This window comes from Bradyrhizobium sp. SPXBL-02 (assembly GCF_051853065.1).
In the GTDB taxonomy this organism is placed as follows: domain Bacteria; phylum Pseudomonadota; class Alphaproteobacteria; order Rhizobiales; family Xanthobacteraceae; genus Bradyrhizobium.
In genome coordinates this window covers 3,317,661-3,342,662 of sequence record NZ_CP182474.1, presented here as the reverse complement: position 1 = coordinate 3,342,662, position 25,002 = coordinate 3,317,661, and the positions used below count along the sequence as shown (strand labels likewise).

Genomic DNA, 25,002 nt, shown 5'->3' with positions numbered 1-25,002 from the left:
ATCTTGGCGGCTCAAAGCGGCCGGATCCCTTGCGGATACACCATTTTTCTCGCGCTGAGTCCTGCGCTCCGGGCATACGGCTATCCTCGGACGCTGCTCCGCAGAGCGTTCCGCACGGCGGTATTCCGCCCGGTCCCGCGTGTTCTTCGGCACACCCCTTGGCCTACGGTGCGAAGGAAGCTGTGCTCGTCCTCACACGTTCGAGCAGAGCTCTGTCCTGCGAACTCAGCTTGTTCATTTCCGGACAGGACTTGCCGTCCAGCAAGTCGCCCGCGAATTCCTTCAGCACGCCCCTGTCCTCGAGCAGAATGTCATCGAACCGGCGCTTCAGCAACGCGCGCAGGACGTAAATGCCGCCATCTCGGCAACACGCTCGATGCAGATGCTTCGCGCGCGTCTTCAGGAAATTGGGCTCGCTCGGCGCTTTGTGCTCCAGATCTTCCCAGACTGAGGGCCGGCGAGACTCAGGCTGGTCGGACACAGCCGGATCAAGGACACTAATGCGCTTGATCGCATCGTTTCGGCGCCTGACATCGGAAATGCCGTCCTGAAGCGATTGCTTGAGCGCTTCGAACGTCTCATTCGTCCAGGGGCAAGCGTTCCCGACCATCCCCTTGCATGGCATAAATCTGTTGCCCCGATAGGTTTGATCGAAAACCGGAATGCGAACCCAGGGTTGGACGGCGGCGTCGGTCAGCGGATTTGGAGGCCTGCTTCTCCAGAAGAATGATGCCTGAAGTCTGGCCCCCTCTAATCTGGCCGCGGCGAACTCGGTGCCCTGGAGATCGGCAAAATTCAGTTTGGCCGCCGACAGATCGGAGAGCAGGAACGTTACACCGTACATTTTCGTCGTTTGCAGATCCGCACCGATCAGGGACGCGCCGCTGAGCGAGGCGCCCGGCAATTCAGCGCGAAACAGTGAGGCTCCATCCAGATTGGCCAGCTGCATCGACGCCCCATGCAGATGAGCCCGGGTCAGATCGGCCCCCTGCATTTGCGCCCCATCCAACAGGGCTCCCTGCAGCGAAGCGTTTCTCATGGAGGCTGCGCGAAGCCAGGTGCAATCATGTTTGTCGTGCGGATTGGCGAGTCTCGAAGTCAGATCGTCGACCCAGTCATGCTCCCACGGCTTTTCATTGCCGTTCGAGTCAGTCCTGACAAACTGCGTCTCGCCGCATCCGAATTGCGCACCTCGCAGGTCCGCACCGTCGAAATTGACCTCCTGAAGATAGGCCCCGGTGAAATCGACACCCGTGAACCGAGCCGCGGTCAGCACGGCCCCTTCCAGTCGCCGGCCTCGCAAGGACATCGGCTCGCTAGAGGACGACGCTGCACTGAACTCCGGCAGCACAAGGCGGTTGGACCAGACGCTTACGGGCCTGCGCGTCACCGCATCGACGTCTCCTGCAACCAGCAGCGTATGCAGGGACAGGAATTTGGCCTCGCGCGAGTGTTGCTCGGCCTTTGCCGGAAGTGCCGGCGACACCCATGAGGCCGGGATAAACCGCAGGGCCGGCAACGCCGAATGCAGCCATTCCCCCGGGAATGTCGCAAGCGCGCCGATCATCAGTATCACCAGCGCGCTTGCCACAACCGCCCCCTCAACAGGCCACCGCAGGCTATTGCGTAACCTGAGACGCGCGATCCGTCCCCGGTTGATCGAGGGCCATATCGCCCAGATGAGAGCGAGGTCGATCACCACGGCCACCCGCTGCCACCAGGTGACTTGCTCGCTGTGATAGGCCAGGAACTGGAGCTGAAACAGCATCAGCAACCCGATCGGCAGCACGATCAAGCTGATCTGCGCAATGAGGCGAAACATTAAACCTACTCCGCCCGATCGGACGCCGGGAGGCCCGGCGACGAATTGAACGAAGACGTTGCTCGGCAATTGCCGGCGCAAGCTCGCGCGGATGTCATCATCGTCGATTTGCAGCCGGAGCTGCTGGTGGAAGGCGCCCGCCTTGTCGGCGAGCAGCATGAAATGCAGCAGCACATAGGCATGGACGACGAGGAAAAGGGCCGGCCCCATGATGAAGAAGGCGACTAGGGGCAGTTCGACATTCAGGAACGGAAGCTTGACCGATTTCTCGAACAGGAGATCGCGATGGGTCACGCTGCCGGCTGCGATGGCGAGATACAGCAGCACGAAGAGATAGCTGAGCCAGAGGCCGGCGCTGACATTTGCCGCATCGACGACCGCGCCGCGCAATGCGTCGAGATCGTTCGCCTTGGAAGCAAATGCCGGCAGGCTCGGCTTCGGCTGGGGAGACGCATGCCCGGCAGGCGAGTCCGCAGGCGCCGGATTGGTGCCTGCGGACGGCTCGGGACCTCCTGCAGGCACCACCGGATCCGTCATCGCTGAAACCGCTTTCGGACGAAGCGACCGAAATAAAGAACAAACGGCAATATCGCCGCACAAGGCGGCCCTGCCGACTCTATACGAAAGGGGGTCGGCAATCTATGGGTGTATTCCTGACACCGCACCGGCCGCCCGCGCCTGCGGCCGGCGTCGAGCGAGCAGAACGAGGATCAGCACCGTCGCGCAGGAGAACGCCAGCGTCAGGCCGAGCGCGCCGCGGCTGCCGAATTGGGTGAGCAGACCGACCAGGAGCGGCGGCGAGATCGCGGAGGCCAGATTGAGCGGCAGCGCGATCATCGACACCGCCTTGGCGAACTCGGCCTGGTCGTAGAACACGAGCGGGATGGTCGCCCGCGCCACCGCCATTGCGCCGCTGCCGGCGCCATAGAGCAGGATGAAGACCGCCACCGCCCAGGTGGTGCCCTCGCTCGTCATCAGCAGCAGCATGGCGAGCGGCAACGCACTGCCCGCGACGAGCCCGGTGGTGATGCCGTCCCATCGCCCGCCGCCGAGGAAATCCAGCCCGCGGGCGCTGACCTGGATCACGCCCAGCATCGAGCCGAACAAAAGCGCCTGAGCCGGCGCCAACCCCTCCGCGCGCAACAGCTCGATCAGGATCGCGCCGATGCCGAAATTGACGAAGGCGTTCAGCGTGATTGCGGCGACGACGAGGCCGAACGTGCTCCGTGCAATCGCGGGTGGCGGCAGCCGCTTCGCCGGCGCGGCGCCATCGTCCTTTGCGATCTTCCGGCGCGGCGCGGCGAACGCATAGAGCGGGAGGCTGACGAGGAGCATCATCGCCGCGTAGACCAGGCACGTCCCCCGCCAGCCGAGATGACCGCTCAGGAACGAGGTCATCGGCCAGAAGATGCTGCTGGACAGGCCCGTCACCAGCATCAGCGCGCCGATCGCGTTCTTGGCCTGCCGCCCCGCGATCTCGTTCAACATGATGTAGGCGCCGGTCGACAGCGTCGCGCTGCCGGCGATGCCGAGGACGATCCATGCGGCGAAATACAGCATCGGCTCGCGCGCGAGCGACAGCAGCACGAAGCCCGGCGCAGTGACGATCGTGCCGACCATCATGACCGTCCGCGCCCCGTGCCGCGCAAACGATTTGGCGAGCAACGGGCCGCACAGCCCCATCGAGACGTAGAGGACGGACGTCCCGGCGAACACTGCCGGCAGGCTCATGCCGAGATCGGCGGCGAGATCGCGCCCGACGATGGCGGGAAGCCCGATCGTGCCCCATCCGACCAGCTGCGTGATCGCAAGCACCAGCAGGACCCCGATGAGCCTGCCGTCAGATTTCAAGAACTGCATTCCAAACGTCGCCTGCCCGGCAGGCGCCGAGTACGCCTGTAGCACCTGTCTACTCGGAGACTCGGGCCACGGGAACGCCGGCCGCCGAATGGCAGGCGGCAGCCGGAAGCATGTCAGGCGAGGAAGTCGCCCTACCCTGCGATGGCGAGCAGCGATCGCGCTTCGGTCGCGGTCGCAACGCGCCGGCCATGGCGCGCGACCGCCTCGCAGGCCAAGGTCACGAGCTCGGCGTTGCTGGCAGCAAGGCGGGTCTTGTCGATGCGGATATTGTCCTCGAGTCCGGTGCGGACCGCGTCCGCGCCGCGGGCGAGCGCCCAGCCCATGACCTCCGCCTGGTGGCGGCCGATTCCGGCCGCGGTCCAGGTCGCCTTCGGGATCAGCCGCCTGAGCTCGCCCAGGAGAATGTCGAGCACATGCTCGTCCGCCGGCATCGCGTTCTTGACGCCCATGACGAACTGCACGTGCGGACGCGCGTCGATGAGGCCCGCCTCGGTCAGGCGGCGGGCGCCATGCAGATGCGACAGATCGAAAATCTCGATTTCCGGCCGGATGCCGTTCGCCTTCATGCCGGTGGCGAGCGTCTCGACCAGCGCGGCGCTGTTCTCGTAGACGATGGTCGGAAAGTTCACCGATCCCGTCGACAGCGAGGCCATGTCGGGCTTGAGGTAGAGCGCCGATCCGCGCGCCGAGGGATCGCGGCCCCGCCCGCCGGTCGAGAACTGGACGATCATATCAGGGCAATGCTTCTTGATCCCCTCCTGCACCTGAGCAAAACGCTCGGGGTCGGAGGACGGCGTCTCGTCATCGTTGCGGACGTGGATATGGGCGAGCGTGGCGCCCGCCTCGAAGGCCTGGTGCGTCGATTCGATCTGCTCGGAGGGCAGGATCGGCACGGCCGGATTGTCCTTCTTGCGCGGAACGGAGCCGGTGATGGCGACGGCAATGACAGCGGGGTTCATCCAGCGACCTCATGATCTTCGCGCTCGCGCGCACAACGTTCGGCTCGTCTTGCTACGCGTGAAACCCTGCCGCCGCAACATTGGTCAATCGCGGCGACAGGGCCTTGTTCGTCCGGATCAGGTCGGAAGTGCGGTCGCCCGGCTTGCTGCTGCCGCACGCTGCCGCTCATAATCGGCCCGGGCCATCGGAACGGCCTGGGGATTGCCGAGATCGTCGATCTTGATCCGATAGGTTTCGCGGGCCGTGACAGCCGCCAGCGCCGCGATGACCGTGATGCCGAAGGCGATCGCCCCGACAGTCAATGGGATGTTGGCCGAGCCGGGAGGCGCCACTGTCGCGAACAGCGCAGGCAGCAATGCGGTGATCGTGGTGCCGATGTTCTGCGAGATCGCCATCGCCGACACCCTTGTGCGGGTCGGAAACAGCTCCGGATAGAAGCTCGGGAAGATCGCGTTGTAGCCCTGATAGACCACGCCCCACATCAGCAGCGACAGCAGGATGGCGAGCGGCACGTTCCGGATGCTGATGGCATAGAGATAGCCGAAGGCGAGCAGGCCGGAGAGCAGCGCGCCCACGATGATCGGAGGCTTGCGGCCGACCTTGTCGGAGAGATGGCCGACGAAGGGAATGACGAACACGGCCAGCATGTTGCCGAGCACCGGGATCCAGAGATAGACGTCCTTCGCAAAGCCGATACCATAGGCCGGCTGCACCGCGTAGGCCGCGCCAAAGATGGTCGCAACGACCGGAATCACGTTCATCAGCGCCATGCAGATGACCCGGAGCATGTCGGGCCAGCTCAAGCGGATGGCCTGGACGATCGGAGCCCGCGGCGTTTCTCCGCGCTTCTCCTCTCGGGCAAAGGCCGGCGTTTCGTCGACTTCGCGGCGAATGATGTAGCCGGCGACGATGACGAAGAAGCTGAGCAGGAACGGGATCCGCCAGCCCCAGCTGTTGAAGGCCTCGGTCGGCATGTAGGCTGCCAGCGGCAGGAAGACGGCTGCCGCGAGAATTTGTCCGGCCTGCACGCCCTGAAGGGCGAAGCTCGCATAGAAGCCGCGCCGGCCGAACGGCGCGTGCTCCAGGATCATCGAGCTCGCGCCGGAGATTTCGCCGGCCACGGCAAATCCCTGCACGAGGCGCAACATCACGAGCAGGATCGGCGCCAGGATGCCGGCTTGCTGATAGGTCGGCAGCAATCCGACCGCCATGGTCGAAACGCCCATCAGGAACATGCAGACGATGAGCACGGTCTTGCGGCCATGCGTGTCGCCCCAATGACCGAGCACGAACGCCCCGATCGGCCGCGCGACGTAGCCGACGCCATAGGTCGCCAGCGATGCGACGATCGCAACGGTGGGGTTGTCGGATGGGAAGAATATCTGCGGGAAGATCAGCGACGCCGCCGTCGCGTAGATGAAGAAGTCGTAATATTCGAGAGCCGAGCCGATCCAGCCGCTTGCAGCAGCCTTTCTGGACTGACTCATGTCATGGATCGCACGCGTGGTAGCCATCAGAGAATGTCCTCCCGATCTGTTTTGTTTGTTGACGTCCCGTTGGCGGGCTTCGTTGGAAAATTGGGCAGCAATCCCCACGCGCTCTGCGGGGCTCCGCGAGCGCTTGGCACTGCCGATCGGTGTCTTGAGTGAGGAGGAGCATAGGCTTTCGCCTGGATAACACAATTACCCAGTTATGCGATAAACCTAACACGATGTTATGGCGGGCGAACGCCCGGGCAGCGGCTATGCCCGGAGGCCGGCGGCGGTACGCGCGATGACCGCGAAGCCGACTGCCTCGATTTCAAATGCCTAGACGGAAATGATGGGGGATTGCCGCGCGCGTGCGATTGATCGTTTGATCAGTTAGCTGCGCAGAGCCGCGTCAAGCCGTGTGGCCGGGATCGACGTGCTTCGGCGTCTTCTTCTCGCGCTGCGGCGTCATCTTGGCCGGATCGGGCGCGCCCGGCACGCCGCGCGGGCCGAGCTGTTCGCGCTGGATGTCGTCTTCGGAGCGGGATGGCTCGACGCCGTTGGGCTCACGGGGCTTGGTCATCGCGTCGTCCTTCTCAAGCGTTGTCCCGGACGCCGAGCGCGTTGCCTCCCGCCTCGCGGCCGGGCACGCTGACATGCACTTCGTGGCCCTCACGGAGGGCCAGGGAGGCCGCGGCGACCGCGGACTCGAAGGCGGCTTCCTTGGTGGCGTACCGGCTCTTGACGTCGCCGTCATGCAGCACGCCCCATTCGTCCTGCACCGGCACGATGGCGTATTGAGCGAGACCCATTGTCCAACTCCTGGCTTTGCGTTCAAAACATCGTCTGACCTTCAACGCAGGACCGGGCTTAACGTTGCGTCAGCTGCGGATGGGTCGCGCTTACCCGCCAGACCGTGTTGCCGCTGTCGTCCGCGACCAAAAGCGCGCCTGATTTGTCGATGGCGACACCGACCGGGCGGCCGCGCGCCTGGTTGTCGCTGTTGAGGAACCCCGTGACGACGTCCTGCGCCGGTCCGCTCGGCTTGCCGTCCGTGAACGGCACGAACACGACCTTGTAGCCGTTGAGCACCTGCCTGTTCCAACTGCCGTGCTCGCCGACGAAGGCGCCGCCGCGATAGGCGGCCGGCAGGCTGCTGCCGGTGTTGAAGGCGAGCCCGAGCGGGGCGACATGCGAGCTCAGCGCGTAGTCCGGCACGATCGCCTTGGCGACGAGATCCGGCCGCTCCGGCTTGACGCGGGGATCGACGTGCTGGCCGAAATAGCTGTAGGGCCAACCGTAGAAGCCGCCGTCCTTCACCGAGGTCATGTAATCGGGCACGAGATCGGGACCGAGCTCGTCGCGCTCGTTCACGACCGTCCACAATGCGCCGGTCTGCGGCTCGAAGCTGAGGCCATTGGGATTGCGCAGGCCGCTTGCGAAGACGCGCCAGCGGCCGCTGGCGCGATCGATCTCGAGGATGGCGGCGCGGTTGTGCTCGGCCTCCAGGCCGTTCTCGGTGATGTTGCTGTTGGAGCCGACACCCGCATAGAGCTTCGAGCCGTCCGGGCTGGCGACCAGGCTCTTGGTCCAGTGATGGTTGATCGGACCGCCCGGCAGCGGCGTCAGCACCGTGCCGGGCGCGGTGATCTTCGTATCCCCTTCCGTGTAGGGATATCTGACGATGGCGTCGGTGTTGGCAACGTAGAGATCGTTGCCGACCAGCGCGACGCCGAAGGGCGAGTTGAGATGGTCGAGGAAGACGCTTTGCGTCTCCGGCACGCCGTCGCCATTGCTGTCGCGCAGCAGCGTGATGCGGTTGCTCTCGCCGCTGTCGCCGCCGGAGGTCGCCCAGGACTCGACGAAGCCCATCACGATCTCCTTGGGCCGCTTGATCGGGGCGCCCGTCGGCGCCTTGGATTCCACCACCAGCACGTCGCCGTTGGGCAGGACGTAAACCGAGCGCGGGTGCTGCAGGCCTGTGGCGAAGGCCTTGGCCTGCAAGCCCTGCGCGACCGTCGGCGTCTCGTCCTTCTTCCAGCCGACGATGCGGGCGATGTGGATCGGCGGCAGCAGATATTGCTGGATCTCGGGAAGTGCCGGGTTGGCGCCGACTTGCGCATTGGGATCGCCGCTGCCGTCGTTGCAGCCGGCGAGACCCAGCAGCGACGCGCACACCAGCGCGCAGGTAATCGCAGACTTCATCGCGCAACTCCCACGCCGTGGCGATAGACCATGGCCCAGCCGAGCCATCCCGCGATCGGCAGGATCAGCACGGTGAGCGCGGACAGAACCAGCCCGCTCGGCCACACCGAGGTCCAGGCATCGCGCATGTGGATCATGGTGTTGACGATCGCGACGATCAGCGCCACCGCATTGCCGATCAGATGCGGCCAGGCCGGCGCCTGCGTCCGCACCAGCCGGTTGCCGAGGAAATCGGTCAGACCCGCGATCGCCGCCATCACGCCGAAGATGATTCCGGCGAGCAGCAGCCAGGCCGAAAAATCCGCCCACATCATCTCGGCGCTTGCGACATAGGCGATGTCGGTCAGCAGCGCCCCGACGAAGCACGCAATCGGGATCGGTACCAGCATCGGATGAATCGGATGACCCGCGATCTGCGCTGTGGGACGCACGCGCACGTCGTGTGGCACGATTGGCCTCGCGATTTTCAGCCTTGCCCGACCGGCCAACTCGTGCTGGACGCGATGGTTCCTGCTCTTGCGCGCCCGACGATTCAGCCACGAAGCGCGCGCGTCGCCGACATGCCCGCCGGGGGTCGTCAAACTCTCGCTCGAAAGGCGGAGTCTCGGCCGGCAGGTGCGCGTCAGGTTCCTGTGCATAAGTTGTGGCTTGCGGCCTCCGAACCTCGATGGCGAGTCGAGTTGCGCGTACCATCTTAGGTAGTTTTCGATTTTGTCTTTGCGGCTTTACGTCTTTTTTTCATGGAGGGACATTTGTTCGATTTCCCGCAATCGGCCATTGTGCCAGTTGATAGCCGTCACCGGGCTTCTGCCTGCGTCACTACGTTCCTCGCCGCCCTGCTCGCCGCTTCCGTGTTGGCGGCCCCTTGCTTTGCTCAACAGGGAGGCGATGCCGTCTCCCCCGCCGCCGAAACGAAGGGTGTCCAAGCGGCGGCCAAGGAAAACACGACCAACACGAAGAAAGCGAACGGGAAGAACGCGACGGGCGCCCGGACGGACATTTCCGATTGCGCAGGCGGCGAGGTTTTCCAAACACTCGCCAATACGGCCAACAGCGCGGCAATCATCTACAACAGCAATCTCGTACCCGCCGGAAGCGTCGTCGAATTCGGACTTGCGAGCTCGCTCGATCCCGAAGCCCATTATTTTGCGGTCTTCCTCCAGGATAAGGAAATTCCGCAGGACGAGGTCAGGCACGGCGCCCGCGCGCGAAGAGCGGGCGAAACCGACGATCTCGTCGTGAAGCGCCTACTGAAGGCCGGCGACACCATCGTTTCCATCGATGTTCCCAACGAGGCGGCGGGATGGTGGACCCGCCGCAATCTCTACATCTACCAGTGCGACAGCACACGAAGGCCGCTCAATGTCTCCTATCTGCCGGTCTATTTGAGTCCCTACCAACTGAGCATCTGGTTGTCGGTCGCGATCGTGGTCGCGGCCTATTTTCTCTCCGCGAAAGCCTTTGCTCGTTTGAACGACGTGACGCTGAAGGGCCTCAAGGCCTGGAATCCCATCCGGATCACGGCCGGTTCCGACAATCGCGGGAGCCTTTCGGCCTTCCAGGTATTCTTCTTCACGATTCTGGTTTTCGCGATGCTCGCCTATGTCCTGCTTCGCACCGGCGTGCTCTCCGACCTTTCAACCACAGTCCTGGAATTGCTCGGGATCGCGGGCATCGGGGCGGCTGCGGCCAAGGGAGCAGAATCATCAAAGACCACGCTAGACCCCACCAATCAGGCATGGCTCATGAACAAGGGCTGGTTCGACAAGAGCTCGACCCAAGCTGCGACCGATCCAAGCTTCTACGACTTGATCTCGAGTGACGGCAGCTTTGATGTTTACCGCTTTCAAAGCCTGATCTTCACCGGTGCAGTGGGCCTTGCCCTCTTCGCCGGCGGCGTGTTCCAGCTTGCGTCCTTCACGGTCCCGCAGAACATCCTCGGCATCTTGGGCCTCAGCCAGGTGGTGTACATCGCAGGAAAGCTCGTGACCTCGAACAACGCGACGCAGCTGAATGCCGTCATAACCGACCTGCGCAACGCAGAAGCCGCTTATCGCGAAGCGGCCCACACCACCACCGAGACCCAGGAGGCAAAGGACAAGGCCGCCCGTGCAAGAGCGGCCTACCTCGACAAAGCGGGAGGAGCGGCCAAGCTCTTCACCGACGTCACCGGGCGTCCGGTCGCCGCTGACAAGCTCCAGGCACCGATCTGACGGCGCGTCGCGGGACAAATCTCGCCGACGATGCACCAATCAAACCGCGGATTGGAGCGGGTGAAGGGAATCGAACCCTCGTATTCAGCTTGGAAGGCTGCTGCTCTACCATTGAGCTACACCCGCGTCGGGCGATCCCCTAACACGGCTCGGCGGCGGTCTCAACTGCCGGGACGGCGGCTTTCGGCAGCTTTCCGGGGCTTTGCGCAGACGGCTGGTTCCGACTTGGCCGCCCCGCCCCTTAACAGCGGCGGGATCGCCGCCTATATTGGAGACTTCCGCAACCAACGAAAGGAGGTGATCCAGTGTCTTGTCTCAAGCGCTGTCACCTCGCTGGGATCGCCCGCTAGGCTTTGATTTGGGCTTGGCATCGGGGCGCTCTCAGCCCTGGACCAGCGAGCAAGAAATCGGGCGCGACGGGGCCTCCCCGCCGCGCCTTTTTCGTCTGTCGGCGCGGCTCAGGCGGGCGGCTCGCCGGCAAGCACCTCGCGAATCTTCTGCGACAGCTCCGCCTTCCGGTATGGCTTGAACAGCAGCGCCACGCCGGGATCGAGATGTCCTTCGTGGACGATGGTGTTGTCGGTGTAGCCGGAGGTGTAGAGCACCCTCACGCCCGGCCGGCGGCGCCTGACGGCTTCGGCCAATTCATGCCCGTTCATGCCGCCGGGCATGATGATGTCCGTGAACAGGAGATCGAATCTGGCGCCCTGGTCGACCAGCGCCAGCGCGGACGCGCCGTCGCTCGCAGCGAGCGTGCGATAGCCGAGGCCGCCGAGTTGCGCGATGACATAGCCCTGGACCAGCGGATCGTCCTCCACCACGAGTATCGTCTCCTGCCCGCGCGGCGTGGCGGGCGCCTGAACCGGGGCCGTCCTGGCCACCGCCTCGCCCTTTGCCCGCGGCAGGAACAACCGCATCACGGTGCCGCGCCCCTCCTCGCTTTCGATCGCGACGGCGCCGCCGCTCTGGCGGGCAAAGCCGTAGACCATGCTCAGTCCCAGCCCGGTGCCGCGGCCGACCCCCTTGGTGGTGAAGAACGGCTCGAATACGCGCTCGCGAATGTCGGCCGGAATGCCGTGACCGGTGTCGCCGACCGCAACCATCACGAAGGCGCCGCGCACGCCCTCGCCGGCGGTCTCCGTGCCGTCGAGCTCGCGGTTCGCGGTCTCGAGGGTGAGCTTGCCGCCGCCCGGCATCGCGTCGCGCGCATTGACGGCGAGGTTGACGATCGCGGAGGACAGTTGCGACGGATCCACCATCGCGGACCAGGCCTCGTCGGCGAGCCGCGTCTCGATCTCGATTTGCTCACCGAGCATCGGCTTCAGCAGCTTCGCGGTCTCGGCCACGAGGGCGTTGACGTCGATCTCGCGCGGCTCCAGCGGCTGGCGGCGCGCGAAGGTCAGGAGCTGCGAGGTGATCTCCGCCCCGCGCGCGGCCGCATCGTCGATCAATTGCGCGATCGCGGCGAGATCGGGCTTGTCCGCAAGCCCCTCCTGGATGATCTCGATCGTGCCGGTGATGACCGTGAGCACGTTGTTGAAATCGTGCGCCACGCCGCCGGTGAGCTGGCCGATCGCATCCATCTTCTGCGATTGACGCAGCCGCTCCTCGATCTCGTGCTGCGCGGTGAGGTCGGTCGCGGAGCCGCGGTAGCCCAGGAAGCGTCCATCGGCGTCGAAAACCGGCTTGCCGTTGACGCTGAAATGATGCATCCGCCCGCGCGTGTCGCGTCCGCGATATTCGAATTTGCGGAACGGCTCGTGACGGTCCAGCGTCGCCAGATGCGCGCGCCATTTCTCGGGCTCGGTATCGCGATCGAGCGCCGTATCGGTGCGACGCGTGCCGAGCCGCACTTTGGGATCCATGCCGAAGGCAATCACCCGGTCAGAGAGGTAGGTGAAGCGGTGGTCCGGCCCGGTCTCCCAGAACCAGTCGGAGGCGGTCTCGGCATAGTCGCGGAAACGCTCTTCGCTCGCCCGCGCCTCCGCTTCGGCGCGCCGGCGAATGGTGAGGTCGCGCTCGAGATTGGCATTGGCCTCGCGCAGCTCGCCATAGGCCTGCTGGAGGTTCGCGCACATCGCGTTGAAGGCCTCGATCACCTTGTCGAGCTCGTCGGCATCGGAGGGCGCCCGGCGCTCCAGCCGTAACGGCGGCGGCGGCCGCGCCAGGTTGTACTTGCTGACGAACTCGGCGATGGCCACCAGATGCCGCGTCACCAGCAGATGGACCATGTAGATGATGAACAGCGAGACCAGGAACGTCTTCGCGGCCTGGCTCGCCAGAATGACCAGGGCCCGGTTCAGCAATTGCTGATAGACCTGGCTCAGCGTGGCCTCGACGTGAAGCACGCCGATCGGGCGCGCGGTCCCCTGCACGATGGTGTTCAAGGGATAGTCGCGCGTGACGATCGAACGCGTGCCCGGTTCGCCGACCGCGATGCGGATCGGATTGGGACGATCGGCAATCTCGCGCACCTCGGCGGCACGGATATCGGGCAGCCGCAGGATACCTTCGAGCTGGAGCTTGAGCTGGTTCTGGTCGAGATTCCACAGGCTTTCGCCGAGACTGCCGGTCGTGCTGCGGCCGATCTCGTCGAGCCGCGTCTCGATGAGACCGACTTCGCGATTGTAGTCGAGATAGAGCTGCAGCGCGGTCAGCGTCAGCGTCACGGCCGAAGAGAACAGCAGCACGGCCGCGAGCAGCCGCGGCCCGACGCCGCTGCGCGACCAGTTGATGAAGCGTGCCGGCAGCGATGAGAGCATCGACGGCGCAAGCGCGCCGATGTCGGTCAGACCCGGCTTCGCCGCCATCGGCGAGATGGCGTGGCTGCGCTTGGCGTCCTCGTCACCTGCGTTGGCCATGCACCATGTCCCCGAAATGGCGGCTCGCTGCTGCGGTCGAGCGGTTGCAGTCTCGAGCAATCCATGAGACGCCCGTCTCGTCACCCGATGCAAGCGACATCCCGTCGGCCCGCGAGCCCGAGGTCGGCAAGTCACGTCTTCCGCCCCGCAGCGGGACCGGTGGGCAAGCTACCACTGCCCGTGCTAGAATGACATCGGTGAAAGTCCGGTAAGCTCGCGGCACGAGCGGGCCGCGATCGTTGCGGCCGGCGTGCAGGCGCCAACTCCCGGTAGATCGCGCCGGCATCCGGATGCCTGGGGTAGCGATGCACGGCCGAAGGAGACGCCTGATGTGGCGGCTAGCCGTCGCCTGCCTGTCGCTGCTCGCCGCTGATCCTGCGTTGGCGCAGGACACGATCCGGCTGGCGCGCATCGCCGACATCCCCGATCAATATGTCGGCGGCGAGATGCTGCGGGCCGTCTACGCCAAGCTGAACATCAGGCTGGAGTTCGAGGACGTGCCTGGCAAGCGCGCGCTCGCATTGTCGAGCGCCGGCGAGGTCGACGGCGAGATCCAGCGGATCGGAACGCTCTCGCGCGAGTACCCGACGCTGGTCCAGGTCACGCCGGCGATCAACTACATCGAGCCGGCGGTGTTCGCGACCAAGCTCCGGTTCGAGGTCGCAGGTTGGGATTCGATCAAGGATTACAGCATCGGCATCGTCCGCGGCGTCGGCTCCTCGGAAGCCGGCACACGCGGCATGGCCCGCGTCACGGCGACTAGCAGCCTCGAGAACATGGTCAGGATGCTCGATGCCGACCGTTTCGACGTGATGGTCACCGACCTCTTCAGCGGGCTCGCCACGGTGAGGAAACTCAATCTGCAGGCCAGGATCTACCCGCTCTCCCCGCCGCTCGAGCGCATCCACATCTACCACTACCTGCATGAACGCCATCGCGATCTGGTGCCTGAGGTTGGCAAGGTGATCGCTCGGATGCAGGCGAGCGGCGAGCTGGCCTCACTGCGCGAGGCCCTGGTCAGGCAGGTCTTGAGCGGGCAATGACGAATGCCGCGTTAGCCGGTGCGAAGCCGCTCGCGCAGCGCGACGGCGGCGATCAGCATGCCGACGCACCAGGCCACGACCGCGCGGTGCGGCTCCTCCCCGAGCAGCACCGTGAGCAGGCTCGTCAGAAGGCAGGGGACGATGGCCTTGCAGGTCCGGCTCGTCAGCGCGAGCAGGAACGGCATCGCCGCGATCGATATCTGCAGCACGTCCATTTCGAATGCCGGTCTTGCCGGGAGGGCTTCAGAAACCGAAGATGCTGAGCACGCGCCGCCGTTTGCCGCGCCGACTCTCGACGATCCGCTCGCCGCCGTTCTCGGCGGAGCTCCCGTAATAGCGGTGATGGCCGGCCTGATCGTGCAGATCGGCCGGCTCCGACTGTCCCGCCCGCCGCGCGTCGCAGATGATCTTGATGGTTTGACCCGACATTGCCGCCTCCAGCAAAAGCTTGTTGTTCGTGGTTCATCAGTCGCGGCCTGTTCCGGCGGCGTTCACATGGCAAGGCCGCAATTGGGTTTCAGGATGGTTTCGCCGCTTGCCGGCCACGCAATATTCTGCTTCGGGAGTGTCGGCAGGGGCTGCCGTGCTGCGTCCTTGGGACTTGGATAAAAACCACGCGCAAAAGAAAAAAGAGAGGTGACGATGCTCTACGCGATCCTGGCCTACCACGTGGAAGACGAAGTCCTGTCCTGGACACCGGAGCAGGACGCCGCGGTCGTCGCCAAAGTCATCGAGGTTCAGGCGCCCCTGCGCGCCAGCGGCCAGTTTGGACCGGCGGCCCGGCTGGATGAGACCCGGAAGGCCCGCACCTTGCGTGGCCCCGGCGCGGGAATGGTGCTGGACGGGCCGTTTGCCGAGACCAAGGAGCAGCTTCTGGGCTTCCATTTGATGCAATGCGCCACCGAGGAGGAGGCGATCGCAGCGGCGCGGAAGCTGCGTGCGGTCAATCCGACGGCGGTGTACGAGATCCGCCCGGTCAAGCTTTACGTGCCGGCCGATGGGTTCGGCGCGACATCCGGCTAAAGTCCTACGCGCCCGGCTCGGTCCGGTTGGGAAGGAAGCGCTGGATCACGATGCCGCCGAAAGCGACGAACCACAGGAAGGGTGCGGCCTGCGGCGCGAACGCCGCAACGATCGTGCCCGGAATGAACACCAGCAGCGGAAACAGCGAGGCCATGATTTCGTTGCGCCAGCCGCCGAGGATCGTCCACCACAGCCAGGCGTTGAGGCCGGCGATCGCGGTCAGATGCAAGCCGTAGAGCACGGCGACGGCGTTGCTCATGCCATAATTGGTGTAGAGGCCGTTTGTGACAGGCAGCAGCACGATCGAGAGCAGGAAGAACAGGTTGAGGATCACGTCGCCGCGGCTGCCGATCGGCTGGCGTGCCAGCCGGCGGTGATGGCTGATCCAGAACACGCCGGAGATGATGAAGCTCAGCGCCAGCCCGGCCAGCTTGCCGGAATAGACATGGGCGAGCTCGCTCCAGCCGGGGGCGCTGGTGAACACCGCCGCCTTCGGCAGGTCGTAGGCCAGCAGCGTCATGGCGACACCGAAAATGGTGTTGCTGAGCGATTCCAGCCGCCGCATCTCGAACTGGTCGGGCTTGAGCTCGGTCATCTCGCCATGGGGTGCTGGAACCTAAGGGCCTCTTCCCCCTAAATCCTAATTCCAGTCCCGTCCAGCCACATTGCGCTTCGCGCCGGGATCGCCGAGTCTCTTCCTTTCACCGGGGCGATTCGTGGCGACATATCTGGACACGCTCAATGCGGAGCAACGCCGCGCCGTCGAGCATGGCGTGGCCGAGGGCTCGACCGTGGGCGGCCCCCTGCTCGTCATCGCCGGTGCCGGCTCCGGCAAGACCAACACGCTGGCCCACCGCGTCGCGCATCTGATCGTCGCGGGCGCCGATCCCCGCCGCATCCTGCTGATGACGTTCTCCCGCCGAGCCGCCGCGGAGATGGCCGGCCGGGTCGAGCGCATCGCCCGCAAGGTGCTGGGCGAGAACAACGCCGCGATCATGCGCGATGCGCTGACCTGGACCGGCACCTTCCACGGCATCGGCGCGCGGCTGCTGCGGGAATATGCCGAGCGGATCGGCGTCGATCCCGCCTTCACCATCCATGACCGCGAGGATTCCGCCGACCTGATGAACCTGGTCCGGTACGAGCGTGGATTGTCGAAGACCGAGAGCCGCTTTCCCGCCAAGGGCACCTGCCTGTCGATCTATTCCCGCTGCGTCAATGCCGAGATGGAGATCGAGAAGGTGCTCGCCCAGCATTATCCCTGGTGCGCAGGCTGGGCCGCTGAGCTGAAGGGCCTGTTCGCCGCCTATGTCGAGGCCAAGCAGGCCCAGCACGTGCTCGATTACGACGATTTGCTGCTGTACTGGTCGCAGATGATGAGCGATGCGCTGATCACTGAGGAGATCGGCGGCCGCTTCGACCACGTGCTGGTCGACGAATATCAGGACACCAACCGCCTGCAATCCTCGATCCTGCTGGCGCTCAAGCCCAATGGGCGCGGCCTCACCGTGGTCGGCGACGACGCGCAGTCGATCTACTCGTTCCGCGCCGCCACCGTGCGCAACATCCTGGACTTTCCGCAGAGCTTCTCGCCGCGCGCGGAGATGATCACGCTCGACCGCAATTACCGCTCGACGCAAGCAGTGCTGTCGGCGGCGAACGGCGTCATCGGCCTCGCCCGCGAGCGCTTCACAAAGAATCTCTGGACCGACCGCACGTCGGGCAGCAAGCCGCAGCTCGTCACCGTGCACGACGAGGCCGACCAGGCGCGCTACATCGTCGAGGCGGTGCTGGCGAACCGCGAGCAAGGCGCGCTGCTCAAGCACCAGGCGGTGCTGTTTCGCACCTCCTCGCATTCGGGTCCGCTGGAGATCGAGCTGACCCGCCGCAACATCCCGTTCGTGAAATTTGGCGGGCTGAAATTTCTCGATGCCGCGCATGTCAAGGACGTGCTGGCCCTGTTGCGCTTCGCCGAAAATCCGCGCGACCGCGTCGCCGGCTTTCGCATCCTGCACCTGCTTCCGGGCGTCGGCCCGGCGACGGCGCAACGCGTGCTCGACCAGATGGCGGAGAGCACCGACCCGCTTGCGGCGCTCGGCCGGCTGCCGGTGCCGGCGCGCACCGGCGAGGACTGGACCAGCTTCGTCCGCACGGTCGAAAACCTTCGCTATTCGGAATGGCCCGTCGACCTCGAACGGGTGCGGCTCTGGTACGAGCCGCATCTCGATCGCATCCATGAGGATGCCGAGACGCGCCGCGCCGATCTGTTGCAGCTCGAGCAGATCGCGAGCGGCTATGCCTCCCGCGAGAAATTTTTGACCGAGCTCACGCTCGATCCGCCGGATGCGACCAGCGACAAATCAGGTCCACCCTTGCGCGACGAGGATTATCTGATCCTCTCCACCATCCACTCCGCCAAGGGCCAGGAGTGGAAATCGGTGTTCGTGCTCAACGTCGTCGACGGCTGCATGCCGTCCGATCTCGGCGCCGGCACCAGCGCCGAGCTCGAGGAGGAGCGCCGCCTGCTCTATGTCGCGATGACCCGCGCCAAGGACGATCTCCACCTCGTCGTTCCCCAGCGCTTCTTCGTCCACGGCCAGGCCGCCAAGGGCGACCGCCACGTCTACGCCTCGCGCACCCGGTTCATCCCGGAGCAGCTGGTCTATTTGTTCGAGCGCACCGCCTGGCCGAAGGCAGCGGCGGGCGCCGCGCGCACCGCGGCGCAGGGGCCGAAGATCGACATCGGGGCAAGGATGCGCGGGATGTGGCGGTAGACGCAAGAGGCTAGTGTCGGGACCTGTCAGGATATCTGGAACAACCGAGGTCCGACATGAAAGCCGTCGTCGTCGAGCAATACGCCCCCATCGATCAGATCGAGCTGAAGGACATCCCGCCCCCGTCCATGGAGCCCGGACAGTTGCGCATTCGGGTGGAGGCAGCGGGAATTGGATTTGTCGATGGCTTAAAGATTCAAGGCCTCTATCAAACCAAGGACCCCCTTCCCTTCATCCCCGGAACGGAGTTCGCAGGGATCGTGGACGAAGCCCCGGGCAGGCCGGGAGGTTATCAACCCGGCATGCGCGTGATGGGGATGACGCGCTCGGGCGCGCTTGCCGAAGAGATCGTCGTCACCCCCGCGGCGCTCTATCCCCTGCCGGACGGCGTCGCGGCCGAGGTCGCCGCCTCGTTTCGCGCCAATTACCTGACCGCGCTCTATGCGCTCAGTGCACGCGCCTCGCTCTGCGCAGGCGAACAGCTTCTGGTGCTGGGCGCCGCCGGCGGTACGGGAGTCGCGGCAGTCCAGATCGGCAAGTTGCTCGGCGCCCGCGTAATCGCAGCGGCATCGACACCGGACAAGCGCGAGTTCGCGCAACAACACGGCGCCGACGCTGTGATCGACTACACGCAGACCGGCTGGCGCGACAAGCTGAAGGAATTGACTGGAGGACACGGCGCCGACGTGATCTTCGACCCCGTCGGTGGCGACGTCTCGGTGCAAGCCTTTCGCTCCATCGCCTGGCGCGGACGCCATCTGGCGGTTGGCTTCGCCGCCGGTGCCATCCCCGCGCTGCCGTTCAATCTGCCGCTGCTGAAAGGTGGCGCCCTGCTCGGCGTCGACCTCGCGCAGCTTCCAACGCGCGAGCCCGAGTTGCAGAAGCGCCTGATGTCGGAGCTGACGAGCTGGCTGGCCGAGGGCAAGCTCAAGCCCGTGGTCGGTCGCGTCTTTGCGCTGGACGATTTCCGGGAAGCGTTCAGGACCATGCAGACGCGTGGGGCGCTCGGTAAGATGGTCGTGCGCATCTCGAGATAGGAGCCGAAGATCGACATCGGTGCGAAGATGCCCGTGATGCGGCGGCAACTACGCGCCCAGCCGGTCGAACTGGACCTTGCCTGCCTTCATCACCAGCGGGATGTGCTCGCCCTGACCGAGCAGGCAGGCGACGTCGCGCAGCGGATTGCCGTCGACCACCAGCAGGTCCGCGATGGCTTCGGGTGCGATCCGGCCGAGCTTGCCCTCCATGCCGAGCACTTCGGCGCCGATCAATGTCGCGCTGGCGATGACGGCGCGCGGGCCGAGGATCTCGGCGCGAATGCGGAACTCATCGCTCTGCAGGCGCTGCGACGGCCCGAGCAGGTCGCTGCCGAACCCCATCTTCACACCGGCGTCGCGATAGATTGCGAGCGAGCGCAGCCCGGCGTCGCGGACATCGGCGATCTTGGCGACGCTCTCCGGCGGCAGGCCATATTGGGCGCCCTCGTTGGCCAGCGCCTCATAGGTGACGAGCGTCGGCACGACATAGGCGCCCTTCTCGGCCATGAAACGCGCGGTCGGCGCATCGACCAGATTGCCGTGCTCGATGGTGCGCACGCCGCAGCGGACCGCGCGTTCGATGGCCGCAGCGGTATAGGCGTGGGCGAGCACATAGGTCTGGCGCCCGCGCGCCTCCTCGACGATGGCGCGGATCTCGTCCTCGGAGTAGCCGAAGGCGCCGACCGGATCGGTCGGCGAGGCGACGCCGCCGGAGGCCATGATCTTGATCTGGTCGGCTCCCATCTGCAGCTCCTCGCGCGCAGCCTTGCGCACGCCGTCGACACCGTCGGCGACGCGCGCCAGCGCGCCGACCCGCACGCAGCAGGGACATGGCGCATCGCTGGCGAGGTAATCCGAGCGTGCCCGCATGTCGCCGTGGCCGCCGGTCTGGCTGAGCGCGCGGCCGGAGACGAACAGCCGAGGACCGTCGGTCAGGCCGGTGTCGATCGCCTGCTTCAGCGCGTGGCCGGCGCCGCCCGCGTCGCGCACAGCGGTGAAGCCCCGCCGCAGCATGCCGCGCAAGAGCAGCGTCGAGCGCAGCGTCACCAGCACGTTCGGCATATGCACCTGCTGCGCCAGATTGAGCTCGACGGCGATGGCGTGAACATGCAAATCGATCAGCCCGGGCATCAGCGTCTTGCCTTTGAGGTCGATGATGCGATCTGCGCTGGCCTGGAGCGGCCGGTGCGAGACCTCCTTGATCACATCGTCCTCGACCAGCACGTGCTGTCCCTCCAGCAAATCCGGCTGGAGCGGGTCGAGCAGAGCGGCGTTCTTGAAGAGGATGCTGGTCATGGTCGTTTCCTGTCAGGTCAGGACGAAGTCGCTGTCAGCAGCGCGGGCAGCGCGAGCTGTGCAAAGGGAAGGCACGCGGCGACATCATCTTCGCCGTACCAGCCCGCCTCGTGAAGCAGATTGAGCGAGCCGAGCGTGCGCCCACGCCAGCGCACGGGGATGTTCAGCACGCTCTCGCAGCCGAGCGAGGCGATCAGCTCGTGATCGGAGAACACGGTGCGCAGATCATCCCGCGTATAGCCGATATAGGCCTCGCCGCGGTCCAGCACGGCCTCGGTCCACGGGCCCGGTGCAAGGCACTTGCGTCCGCCAGCCGGGTACGCACCAGGCAGATTGGAGTAGAGCCGCGCCAGTTCGCTGGCCGCCTCGTCATAGGTCAGGACCGTGAACAGCTTGTGCCCGATCGCCAAGTTCAAGCCTTGGTCGAGCGCAGCGAATAGAGCATCCGGCTGGTCCACCCTGCCCTGCGCCGCCGCGACGGCGCAGAGCAGCGGATCGGCCTTAAATTTCGTCCGCGTCATGCCACCTCGCCCGCCGCGATCTCCTCCAGCGAACGGCCGCGCGTCGGCACGCCCATCAGCACGACGGTGACAGCCCCGAGCAGCAGCACGGTGGTTGTGACGCCGAACACGCCGGCAAAGCCGAAGTTCGGATAGAGATAGCCGACCAGGATCGGCGAGACGATCGCGCCGATGCGACCGATTGCGGAAGCGAGCCCGGCGCCCGTAGTCCTGACCGGCGTCGGGAACACCTCGGCGGTATAGGCATAGACGCCCGCATAGGTGCCGTTCATGAAGAAGGACAGGAAGATTCCTGCCGCCATGATTTGTTGATCGCTTTGCGCGAAAGCGAGCCCGAGCGCGCTGATACCGCCGAGCACCATGTAGGTCGCGATCGTCGCCTGCCGGCCGATGCGCTCGTTGAAATACGCGGCGCTGAAATAGCCGGGGATCTGCGCACAATAGATCGCGATCGAATAGGCGAAGCTCTTGGTGATGCTCATGCCGTTCTGGACCAGCAGGCCCGGGATCCAGACGAAGAAGGAGTAATAGCTGAAGGTGATCGCCAGCCACATGATCCAGGTCATGATGGTGATGCGCGCCTGGCGGGGCGCAACAAGCGCCGCGAAATTGGCCAGCAGCGTGCCAGCGGTCCCGGGGGGTGCCGCGACTTCGACGACCGGCGGTGGCAGGACACGGCCTTCACGCGCAAAGCTCGCCTCGATCCGGTCGAGCACGGCTTCGGCTTCCTTCTCCCGTCCCCTGCTCTCCAGCCAGCGCGGCGATTCCGGCAGCGCCCGGCGCCACCACAACAGCATGACGACGGGCACCGCGGTGATCACCAGCACGATGCGCCAGCCGTTGTCGGAGGTGGGAACGATGAAGTAACCGAGCAAGGCCGCGGCAACGAAGCCGAAGGAGAAGAAGCCCGCGAGCGCCCCGGTGAAGCTGCCGCGATAACGCCGCGCCACGAACTCCGCGAGATAAGGCGCGATGATCGCGCTCTCCGCGCCGGTGCCCATGCCGGCCACGACGCGCGCGGCGAAGAAGGATGGCCATGTGTCGACCATCGCGCTCACGATCGATGCGGCGCAATACAGCGCCAGCGCCGACATCATCACCGCGCGGCGGCCGATCAGGTCGCCCAGCGTGCCCGCCAGCAACGCCCCAAACAGAAAGCCGATATAGGTGCTGCTGCCGAGCACGCCGATCTGCACGCTCGTCAGATTCCACGCCGTGCGCAACACCGGCAGGATGAAGGCCAGCACCGCCGCGTCCATCGCGTCGAACATGTAGCCGAGCCCGCCCATAAGCAGCAGGTGGGTGTGGAAGCGTGCGAAAGGAAGGCGCTCGATGCGCGCCGATATCATCGACATGAAAGTCCCCCTCTGATGTCACGGGCCCCGGCGCGCCGCTCGGGAGGGAACCATAGACAAAGTGACATTATCGTCATAATTTATAATCATGATCTGATATATCACGATGGTGAATGTCCGTGTCGTTCCGCGCGCTCGACCTCAACCTCCTGAAAGTGTTCGAGGCGCTGATGACCGAGGGCAGCGTCACGCGCGCCGCGAATGCGTTGCGGATGACCCAGCCCGCGGTCAGCAACGCGCTCGCGCGGCTGCGCGATGCGCTCGGCGATCCCCTGTTCGTGCGGGCCGGCACCGGCATCCGCCCGACCCAGCGTGCCGTGGTGCTGTGGGAGCCGATTGGCGAGGCGCTGGAAAGCGTGCGCGGTGCACTCGACGAGCAGGTGTTCGATCCCGCCCGCGCGCAGACCGAATTCAGCCTGTCGATGTCGGACTACGTCTCCTCGCTGGTGATGCCGAACCTGCTCGGCCATCTCGGCAAGGTTGCGCCGAAGTCGCGCGTCCACACCGTGCCCAATACCGTCGTCGAGATCGCCGACCAGCTCGAGGACAACAGGGTGGACTGCGTGCTCAGCGTCTATGTCAACGAGGCGCAGCAGCCGGCCGCCATCCGCTCGCGCTCGCTGTGGACGGTCGACTATGCCTGCTTCATGCGGCGCGGCCATCCGCTCGCCGCCCAGAAACGGCTGAGCACGCGCACCTTCCTCAACGCTGGACATGTCGACGTGAGCCTCGCCGGCAAGACCATGCCGTCCTACGATCTCTTCCTGGCCTCGCGCGGGCTGTCGCGCAATCTGGTCGCCACCGTCAATCATTACAGCGCCGCCTACGAGGTCGTGCGGCAATCTGACCTGATCGCGGTGCTGCCGAGCGATCTGCGCTCGCAATCGAGGCACGCGCCGCTCCTGCATGCGATGCCGCTTCCCCTCAAGGCGCCGCCGCGCATCGTCAGCCTGTTCTGGCACCAGCGCAACGACACCGTGCCGGCGCAGCGCTGGCTGCGCGAGACCCTGGTCGATATGTTCGCCAGATCCGATTGAGCCCACAGGTTCGATGTAGAATCGGAAACGTTGCCTTTCCCGGATCAGCATTGTCGAAGCCGCCTCCCCGCCCTAGCTGCACCGCAACTATTTCCCTCCCATAAGGGGCCTGTCGCGCCCCGCAGAGACCTCATCGATGACCACACCGCTCGAATTCGGACTGGATACCTTTGGCGACGTCACCAAGAACACCTCAGGCGCCCTGATCTCGCACGCGCAGGTGATCCGCAACGTCGTCGATGAAGCGGTGCTGGCCGACGAGCTCGGCCTCGACTTCATCGGCCTCGGCGAGCATCATCGCGCCGATTTCGCGATCTCCTCGCCTGAAACCGTGCTCGCGGCGATCGCATCGCGCACCAAACGCATCCACCTCGGCTCGGCGGTGACGGTGCTGTCCTCGGACGATCCCATCCGCGTGTTCCAGCGCTTTGCGACGCTGGATGCCGTCTCGAACGGACGCGCCGAGGTGATCCTCGGCCGCGGCTCGTTCACCGAATCCTTCCCGCTGTTCGGCTTCGACCTGCGCAAATATGAAGAGCTGTTCGAGGAGAAGCTCGATCTGTTCGCCGCGCTGTTGTCGCAGCAGCCGGTCACCTGGCAAGGCAAGCTGCGTCCGCCGCTGCGGGATCAGCTGGTCTATCCGCCGGTCGAGAACGGCACGCTGAAAACCTGGATCGGCGTCGGCGGCAGTCCGCAATCGGTGGTGCGCGCCGCGCATTACGATCTGCCCCTGATGCTCGCGATCATCGGCGGCGATCCCGCCCGCTTTGCGTCCTATGTCGAGCTCTATCACCGCGCTTTCAAGGAGTTTGGCCGGCCCGCACAGCCGATCGGCGTGCATTCGCCGGGCTATGTCGCCGAAACGGATGCGCAGGCGCGCGAAGAACTCTGGCCCGACTACAAGGCGATGCGCGACCGCATCGGCAAGGAGCGCGGCTGGCCGCCGATGGGACGCGACGAGTTCGTCCATGAGGCCGAGCATGGCTCGCTCTATGTCGGCGCGCCGGAAACGGTGGCGCGCAAGATCGCGAAGACCGCCAAGGCGCTCGGCATTTCGCGGTTTCAGTTGAAGTATTCGGCCGGGCCATTGCCGCACGAGAAGCTGATGCGGAGCATCGAGCTCTACGGGCGGAAGGTGGTGCCGATGGTGCGGGAGATGATGGGGTAGTGGAATGTTCGTCTTCGCTTTCGCTCACCAGAGTCTCTTCTTCGCGAACGCGTGGCCCGAACCCGACTTCAAATAACGCTCGAAGGCTCTCGCCTTGTGCAAATCCGAGAAGGCCACATAGGCCACCAACTTCCAACGCATGAATTTGGAGGTATGCGATGATTTGCCTGCGTTATGATCCGCTAGCCGCTTTTTGAGGTCCGTAGTCAGGCCAATGTAACGCTGGCCTCCGAAAGCTTCGCTCTCCAGAAGATAGACATAGTGCATGGACGCCGCCCTCCTTCGCCAAGGCTTCGGAGGGCATCCTGCTTCGCGCAGTGGAAGGCTGCAAATCCTGCGAAGCGCGTTAGCGCGAAGC

The 25,002-nt window shown here is 65.2% G+C and carries 23 protein-coding genes and 1 tRNA gene; 7 read left to right on the top strand and 17 right to left on the bottom strand.

Going from position 1 to position 25,002, the window contains the following annotated elements:
- Positions 1-163: 163 nt before the first annotated feature.
- The 8 genes from ACNJYD_RS15340 to ACNJYD_RS15305 form a co-directional block, all read right to left on the bottom strand.
- On the bottom strand, positions 164-2,359 hold the full coding sequence (locus ACNJYD_RS15340) for a pentapeptide repeat-containing protein (RefSeq protein ID WP_439366815.1): 2,196 nt from the start codon (positions 2,357-2,359) through the stop codon (positions 164-166).
- Positions 2,360-2,461: 102 nt separating this feature from the next.
- Positions 2,462-3,682 (bottom strand): MFS transporter, encoded by a 1,221-nt coding sequence (locus tag ACNJYD_RS15335; RefSeq protein WP_439366813.1) that lies wholly within the window; start codon positions 3,680-3,682, stop codon positions 2,462-2,464.
- 131 nt (positions 3,683-3,813) lie between these two features.
- Entirely contained in the window at positions 3,814-4,641 is an 828-nt protein-coding gene (locus ACNJYD_RS15330) for a 3-keto-5-aminohexanoate cleavage protein (protein ID WP_439366811.1), read from the bottom strand.
- Positions 4,642-4,758: 117 nt separating this feature from the next.
- Positions 4,759-6,156: an MFS transporter gene (locus ACNJYD_RS15325; RefSeq protein WP_439366810.1), complete on the bottom strand. Its 1,398-nt coding sequence runs from the start codon at positions 6,154-6,156 to the stop codon at positions 4,759-4,761.
- Between the two features lie 367 nt (positions 6,157-6,523).
- Positions 6,524-6,694, bottom strand: a complete 171-nt coding sequence (locus ACNJYD_RS15320; RefSeq protein ID WP_192859617.1) for a hypothetical protein — start codon at positions 6,692-6,694, stop codon at positions 6,524-6,526.
- A 13-nt stretch (positions 6,695-6,707) separates the two neighbouring features.
- A complete protein-coding gene (locus tag ACNJYD_RS15315) occupies positions 6,708-6,923 on the bottom strand; it encodes a hypothetical protein (protein WP_172783156.1) in 216 nt (71 codons plus the stop codon).
- A gap of 58 nt (positions 6,924-6,981) precedes the next feature.
- On the bottom strand, positions 6,982-8,316 hold the full coding sequence (locus tag ACNJYD_RS15310; RefSeq protein WP_439366808.1) for a PQQ-dependent sugar dehydrogenase: 1,335 nt from the start codon (positions 8,314-8,316) through the stop codon (positions 6,982-6,984).
- The gene (locus ACNJYD_RS15305; protein ID WP_439367480.1) at positions 8,313-8,705 is read right to left on the bottom strand and encodes a DUF2231 domain-containing protein; all 393 of its coding nucleotides are present in this window, start codon (positions 8,703-8,705) and stop codon (positions 8,313-8,315) included. The genes ACNJYD_RS15310 and ACNJYD_RS15305 overlap by 4 nt, the downstream gene beginning before the upstream one ends.
- A gap of 363 nt (positions 8,706-9,068) precedes the next feature.
- On the opposite strand from ACNJYD_RS15305, the gene ACNJYD_RS15300 reads away from it, so the two are divergent.
- Positions 9,069-10,529: a hypothetical protein gene (locus ACNJYD_RS15300; protein ID WP_439366807.1), complete on the top strand. Its 1,461-nt coding sequence runs from the start codon at positions 9,069-9,071 to the stop codon at positions 10,527-10,529.
- A 52-nt stretch (positions 10,530-10,581) separates the two neighbouring features.
- On the opposite strand, the gene ACNJYD_RS15295 is transcribed toward ACNJYD_RS15300, so the two are convergent.
- A tRNA-Gly gene (locus ACNJYD_RS15295) sits at positions 10,582-10,655 on the bottom strand.
- A gap of 332 nt (positions 10,656-10,987) precedes the next feature.
- A complete protein-coding gene (locus ACNJYD_RS15290; protein ID WP_439366805.1) occupies positions 10,988-13,390 on the bottom strand; it encodes an ATP-binding protein in 2,403 nt (800 codons plus the stop codon).
- Between the two features lie 329 nt (positions 13,391-13,719).
- Between ACNJYD_RS15290 and ACNJYD_RS15285 the strand changes: the two genes are divergently transcribed.
- Positions 13,720-14,433, top strand: a complete 714-nt coding sequence (locus ACNJYD_RS15285) for a substrate-binding periplasmic protein (RefSeq protein WP_172783151.1) — start codon at positions 13,720-13,722, stop codon at positions 14,431-14,433.
- Positions 14,434-14,444: 11 nt separating this feature from the next.
- Here ACNJYD_RS15285 and ACNJYD_RS15280 read toward each other — a convergent pair whose 3' ends face one another.
- Both ACNJYD_RS15280 and ACNJYD_RS15275 read right to left on the bottom strand, forming a co-directional pair.
- Positions 14,445-14,648 (bottom strand): hypothetical protein, encoded by a 204-nt coding sequence (locus ACNJYD_RS15280; RefSeq protein ID WP_212260352.1) that lies wholly within the window; start codon positions 14,646-14,648, stop codon positions 14,445-14,447.
- Between the two features lie 28 nt (positions 14,649-14,676).
- Positions 14,677-14,862, bottom strand: a complete 186-nt coding sequence (locus ACNJYD_RS15275; RefSeq protein WP_172783149.1) for a hypothetical protein — start codon at positions 14,860-14,862, stop codon at positions 14,677-14,679.
- 213 nt (positions 14,863-15,075) lie between these two features.
- Here ACNJYD_RS15275 and ACNJYD_RS15270 point away from each other — a divergent pair, with 213 nt between their 5' ends.
- Entirely contained in the window at positions 15,076-15,456 is a 381-nt protein-coding gene (locus tag ACNJYD_RS15270; RefSeq protein WP_172783148.1) for a YciI family protein, read from the top strand.
- Positions 15,457-15,460: 4 nt separating this feature from the next.
- Here ACNJYD_RS15270 and ACNJYD_RS15265 read toward each other — a convergent pair whose 3' ends face one another.
- Positions 15,461-16,051 carry a TMEM175 family protein gene (locus tag ACNJYD_RS15265; RefSeq protein WP_212260349.1) on the bottom strand — a complete coding sequence of 197 codons (591 nt, stop codon included), beginning with the start codon at positions 16,049-16,051 and terminating at the stop codon, positions 15,461-15,463.
- Between the two features lie 121 nt (positions 16,052-16,172).
- Between ACNJYD_RS15265 and ACNJYD_RS15260 the strand changes: the two genes are divergently transcribed.
- Together ACNJYD_RS15260 and ACNJYD_RS15255 are read left to right on the top strand one after the other, a co-directional pair.
- Positions 16,173-18,230 carry an ATP-dependent helicase gene (locus ACNJYD_RS15260; protein WP_439366803.1) on the top strand — a complete coding sequence of 686 codons (2,058 nt, stop codon included), beginning with the start codon at positions 16,173-16,175 and terminating at the stop codon, positions 18,228-18,230.
- A gap of 56 nt (positions 18,231-18,286) precedes the next feature.
- The gene (locus tag ACNJYD_RS15255; RefSeq protein WP_439366802.1) at positions 18,287-19,267 is read left to right on the top strand and encodes an NADPH:quinone oxidoreductase family protein; all 981 of its coding nucleotides are present in this window, start codon (positions 18,287-18,289) and stop codon (positions 19,265-19,267) included.
- 48 nt (positions 19,268-19,315) lie between these two features.
- Here ACNJYD_RS15255 and ACNJYD_RS15250 read toward each other — a convergent pair whose 3' ends face one another.
- Genes ACNJYD_RS15250 through ACNJYD_RS15240 form a run of 3 tightly spaced genes read right to left on the bottom strand, consistent with a single transcriptional unit; the run spans position 19,316 to position 22,439 of the window.
- Entirely contained in the window at positions 19,316-20,563 is a 1,248-nt protein-coding gene (locus tag ACNJYD_RS15250) for an amidohydrolase family protein (RefSeq protein WP_439366801.1), read from the bottom strand.
- A gap of 17 nt (positions 20,564-20,580) precedes the next feature.
- Positions 20,581-21,084: a GAF domain-containing protein gene (locus tag ACNJYD_RS15245; protein WP_260379759.1), complete on the bottom strand. Its 504-nt coding sequence runs from the start codon at positions 21,082-21,084 to the stop codon at positions 20,581-20,583.
- Positions 21,081-22,439, bottom strand: coding sequence for an MFS transporter (locus ACNJYD_RS15240; RefSeq protein ID WP_439366800.1), 1,359 nt, complete (start codon positions 22,437-22,439; stop codon positions 21,081-21,083). Before ACNJYD_RS15240 ends, ACNJYD_RS15245 begins: the two co-directional genes overlap by 4 nt.
- Positions 22,440-22,552: 113 nt before the next feature.
- On the opposite strand from ACNJYD_RS15240, the gene ACNJYD_RS15235 reads away from it, so the two are divergent.
- Both ACNJYD_RS15235 and ACNJYD_RS15230 read left to right on the top strand, forming a co-directional pair.
- Complete coding sequence (locus ACNJYD_RS15235) at positions 22,553-23,476, top strand: LysR family transcriptional regulator (protein ID WP_212260339.1); 924 nt, start codon at positions 22,553-22,555, stop codon at positions 23,474-23,476.
- A 136-nt stretch (positions 23,477-23,612) separates the two neighbouring features.
- Positions 23,613-24,644, top strand: a complete 1,032-nt coding sequence (locus tag ACNJYD_RS15230) for an LLM class flavin-dependent oxidoreductase (protein WP_439366799.1) — start codon at positions 23,613-23,615, stop codon at positions 24,642-24,644.
- A 24-nt stretch (positions 24,645-24,668) separates the two neighbouring features.
- Here ACNJYD_RS15230 and ACNJYD_RS15225 read toward each other — a convergent pair whose 3' ends face one another.
- Positions 24,669-24,911 (bottom strand): GIY-YIG nuclease family protein, encoded by a 243-nt coding sequence (locus tag ACNJYD_RS15225; protein ID WP_439366798.1) that lies wholly within the window; start codon positions 24,909-24,911, stop codon positions 24,669-24,671.
- Between the last annotated feature and the right edge of the window lie 91 nt (positions 24,912-25,002).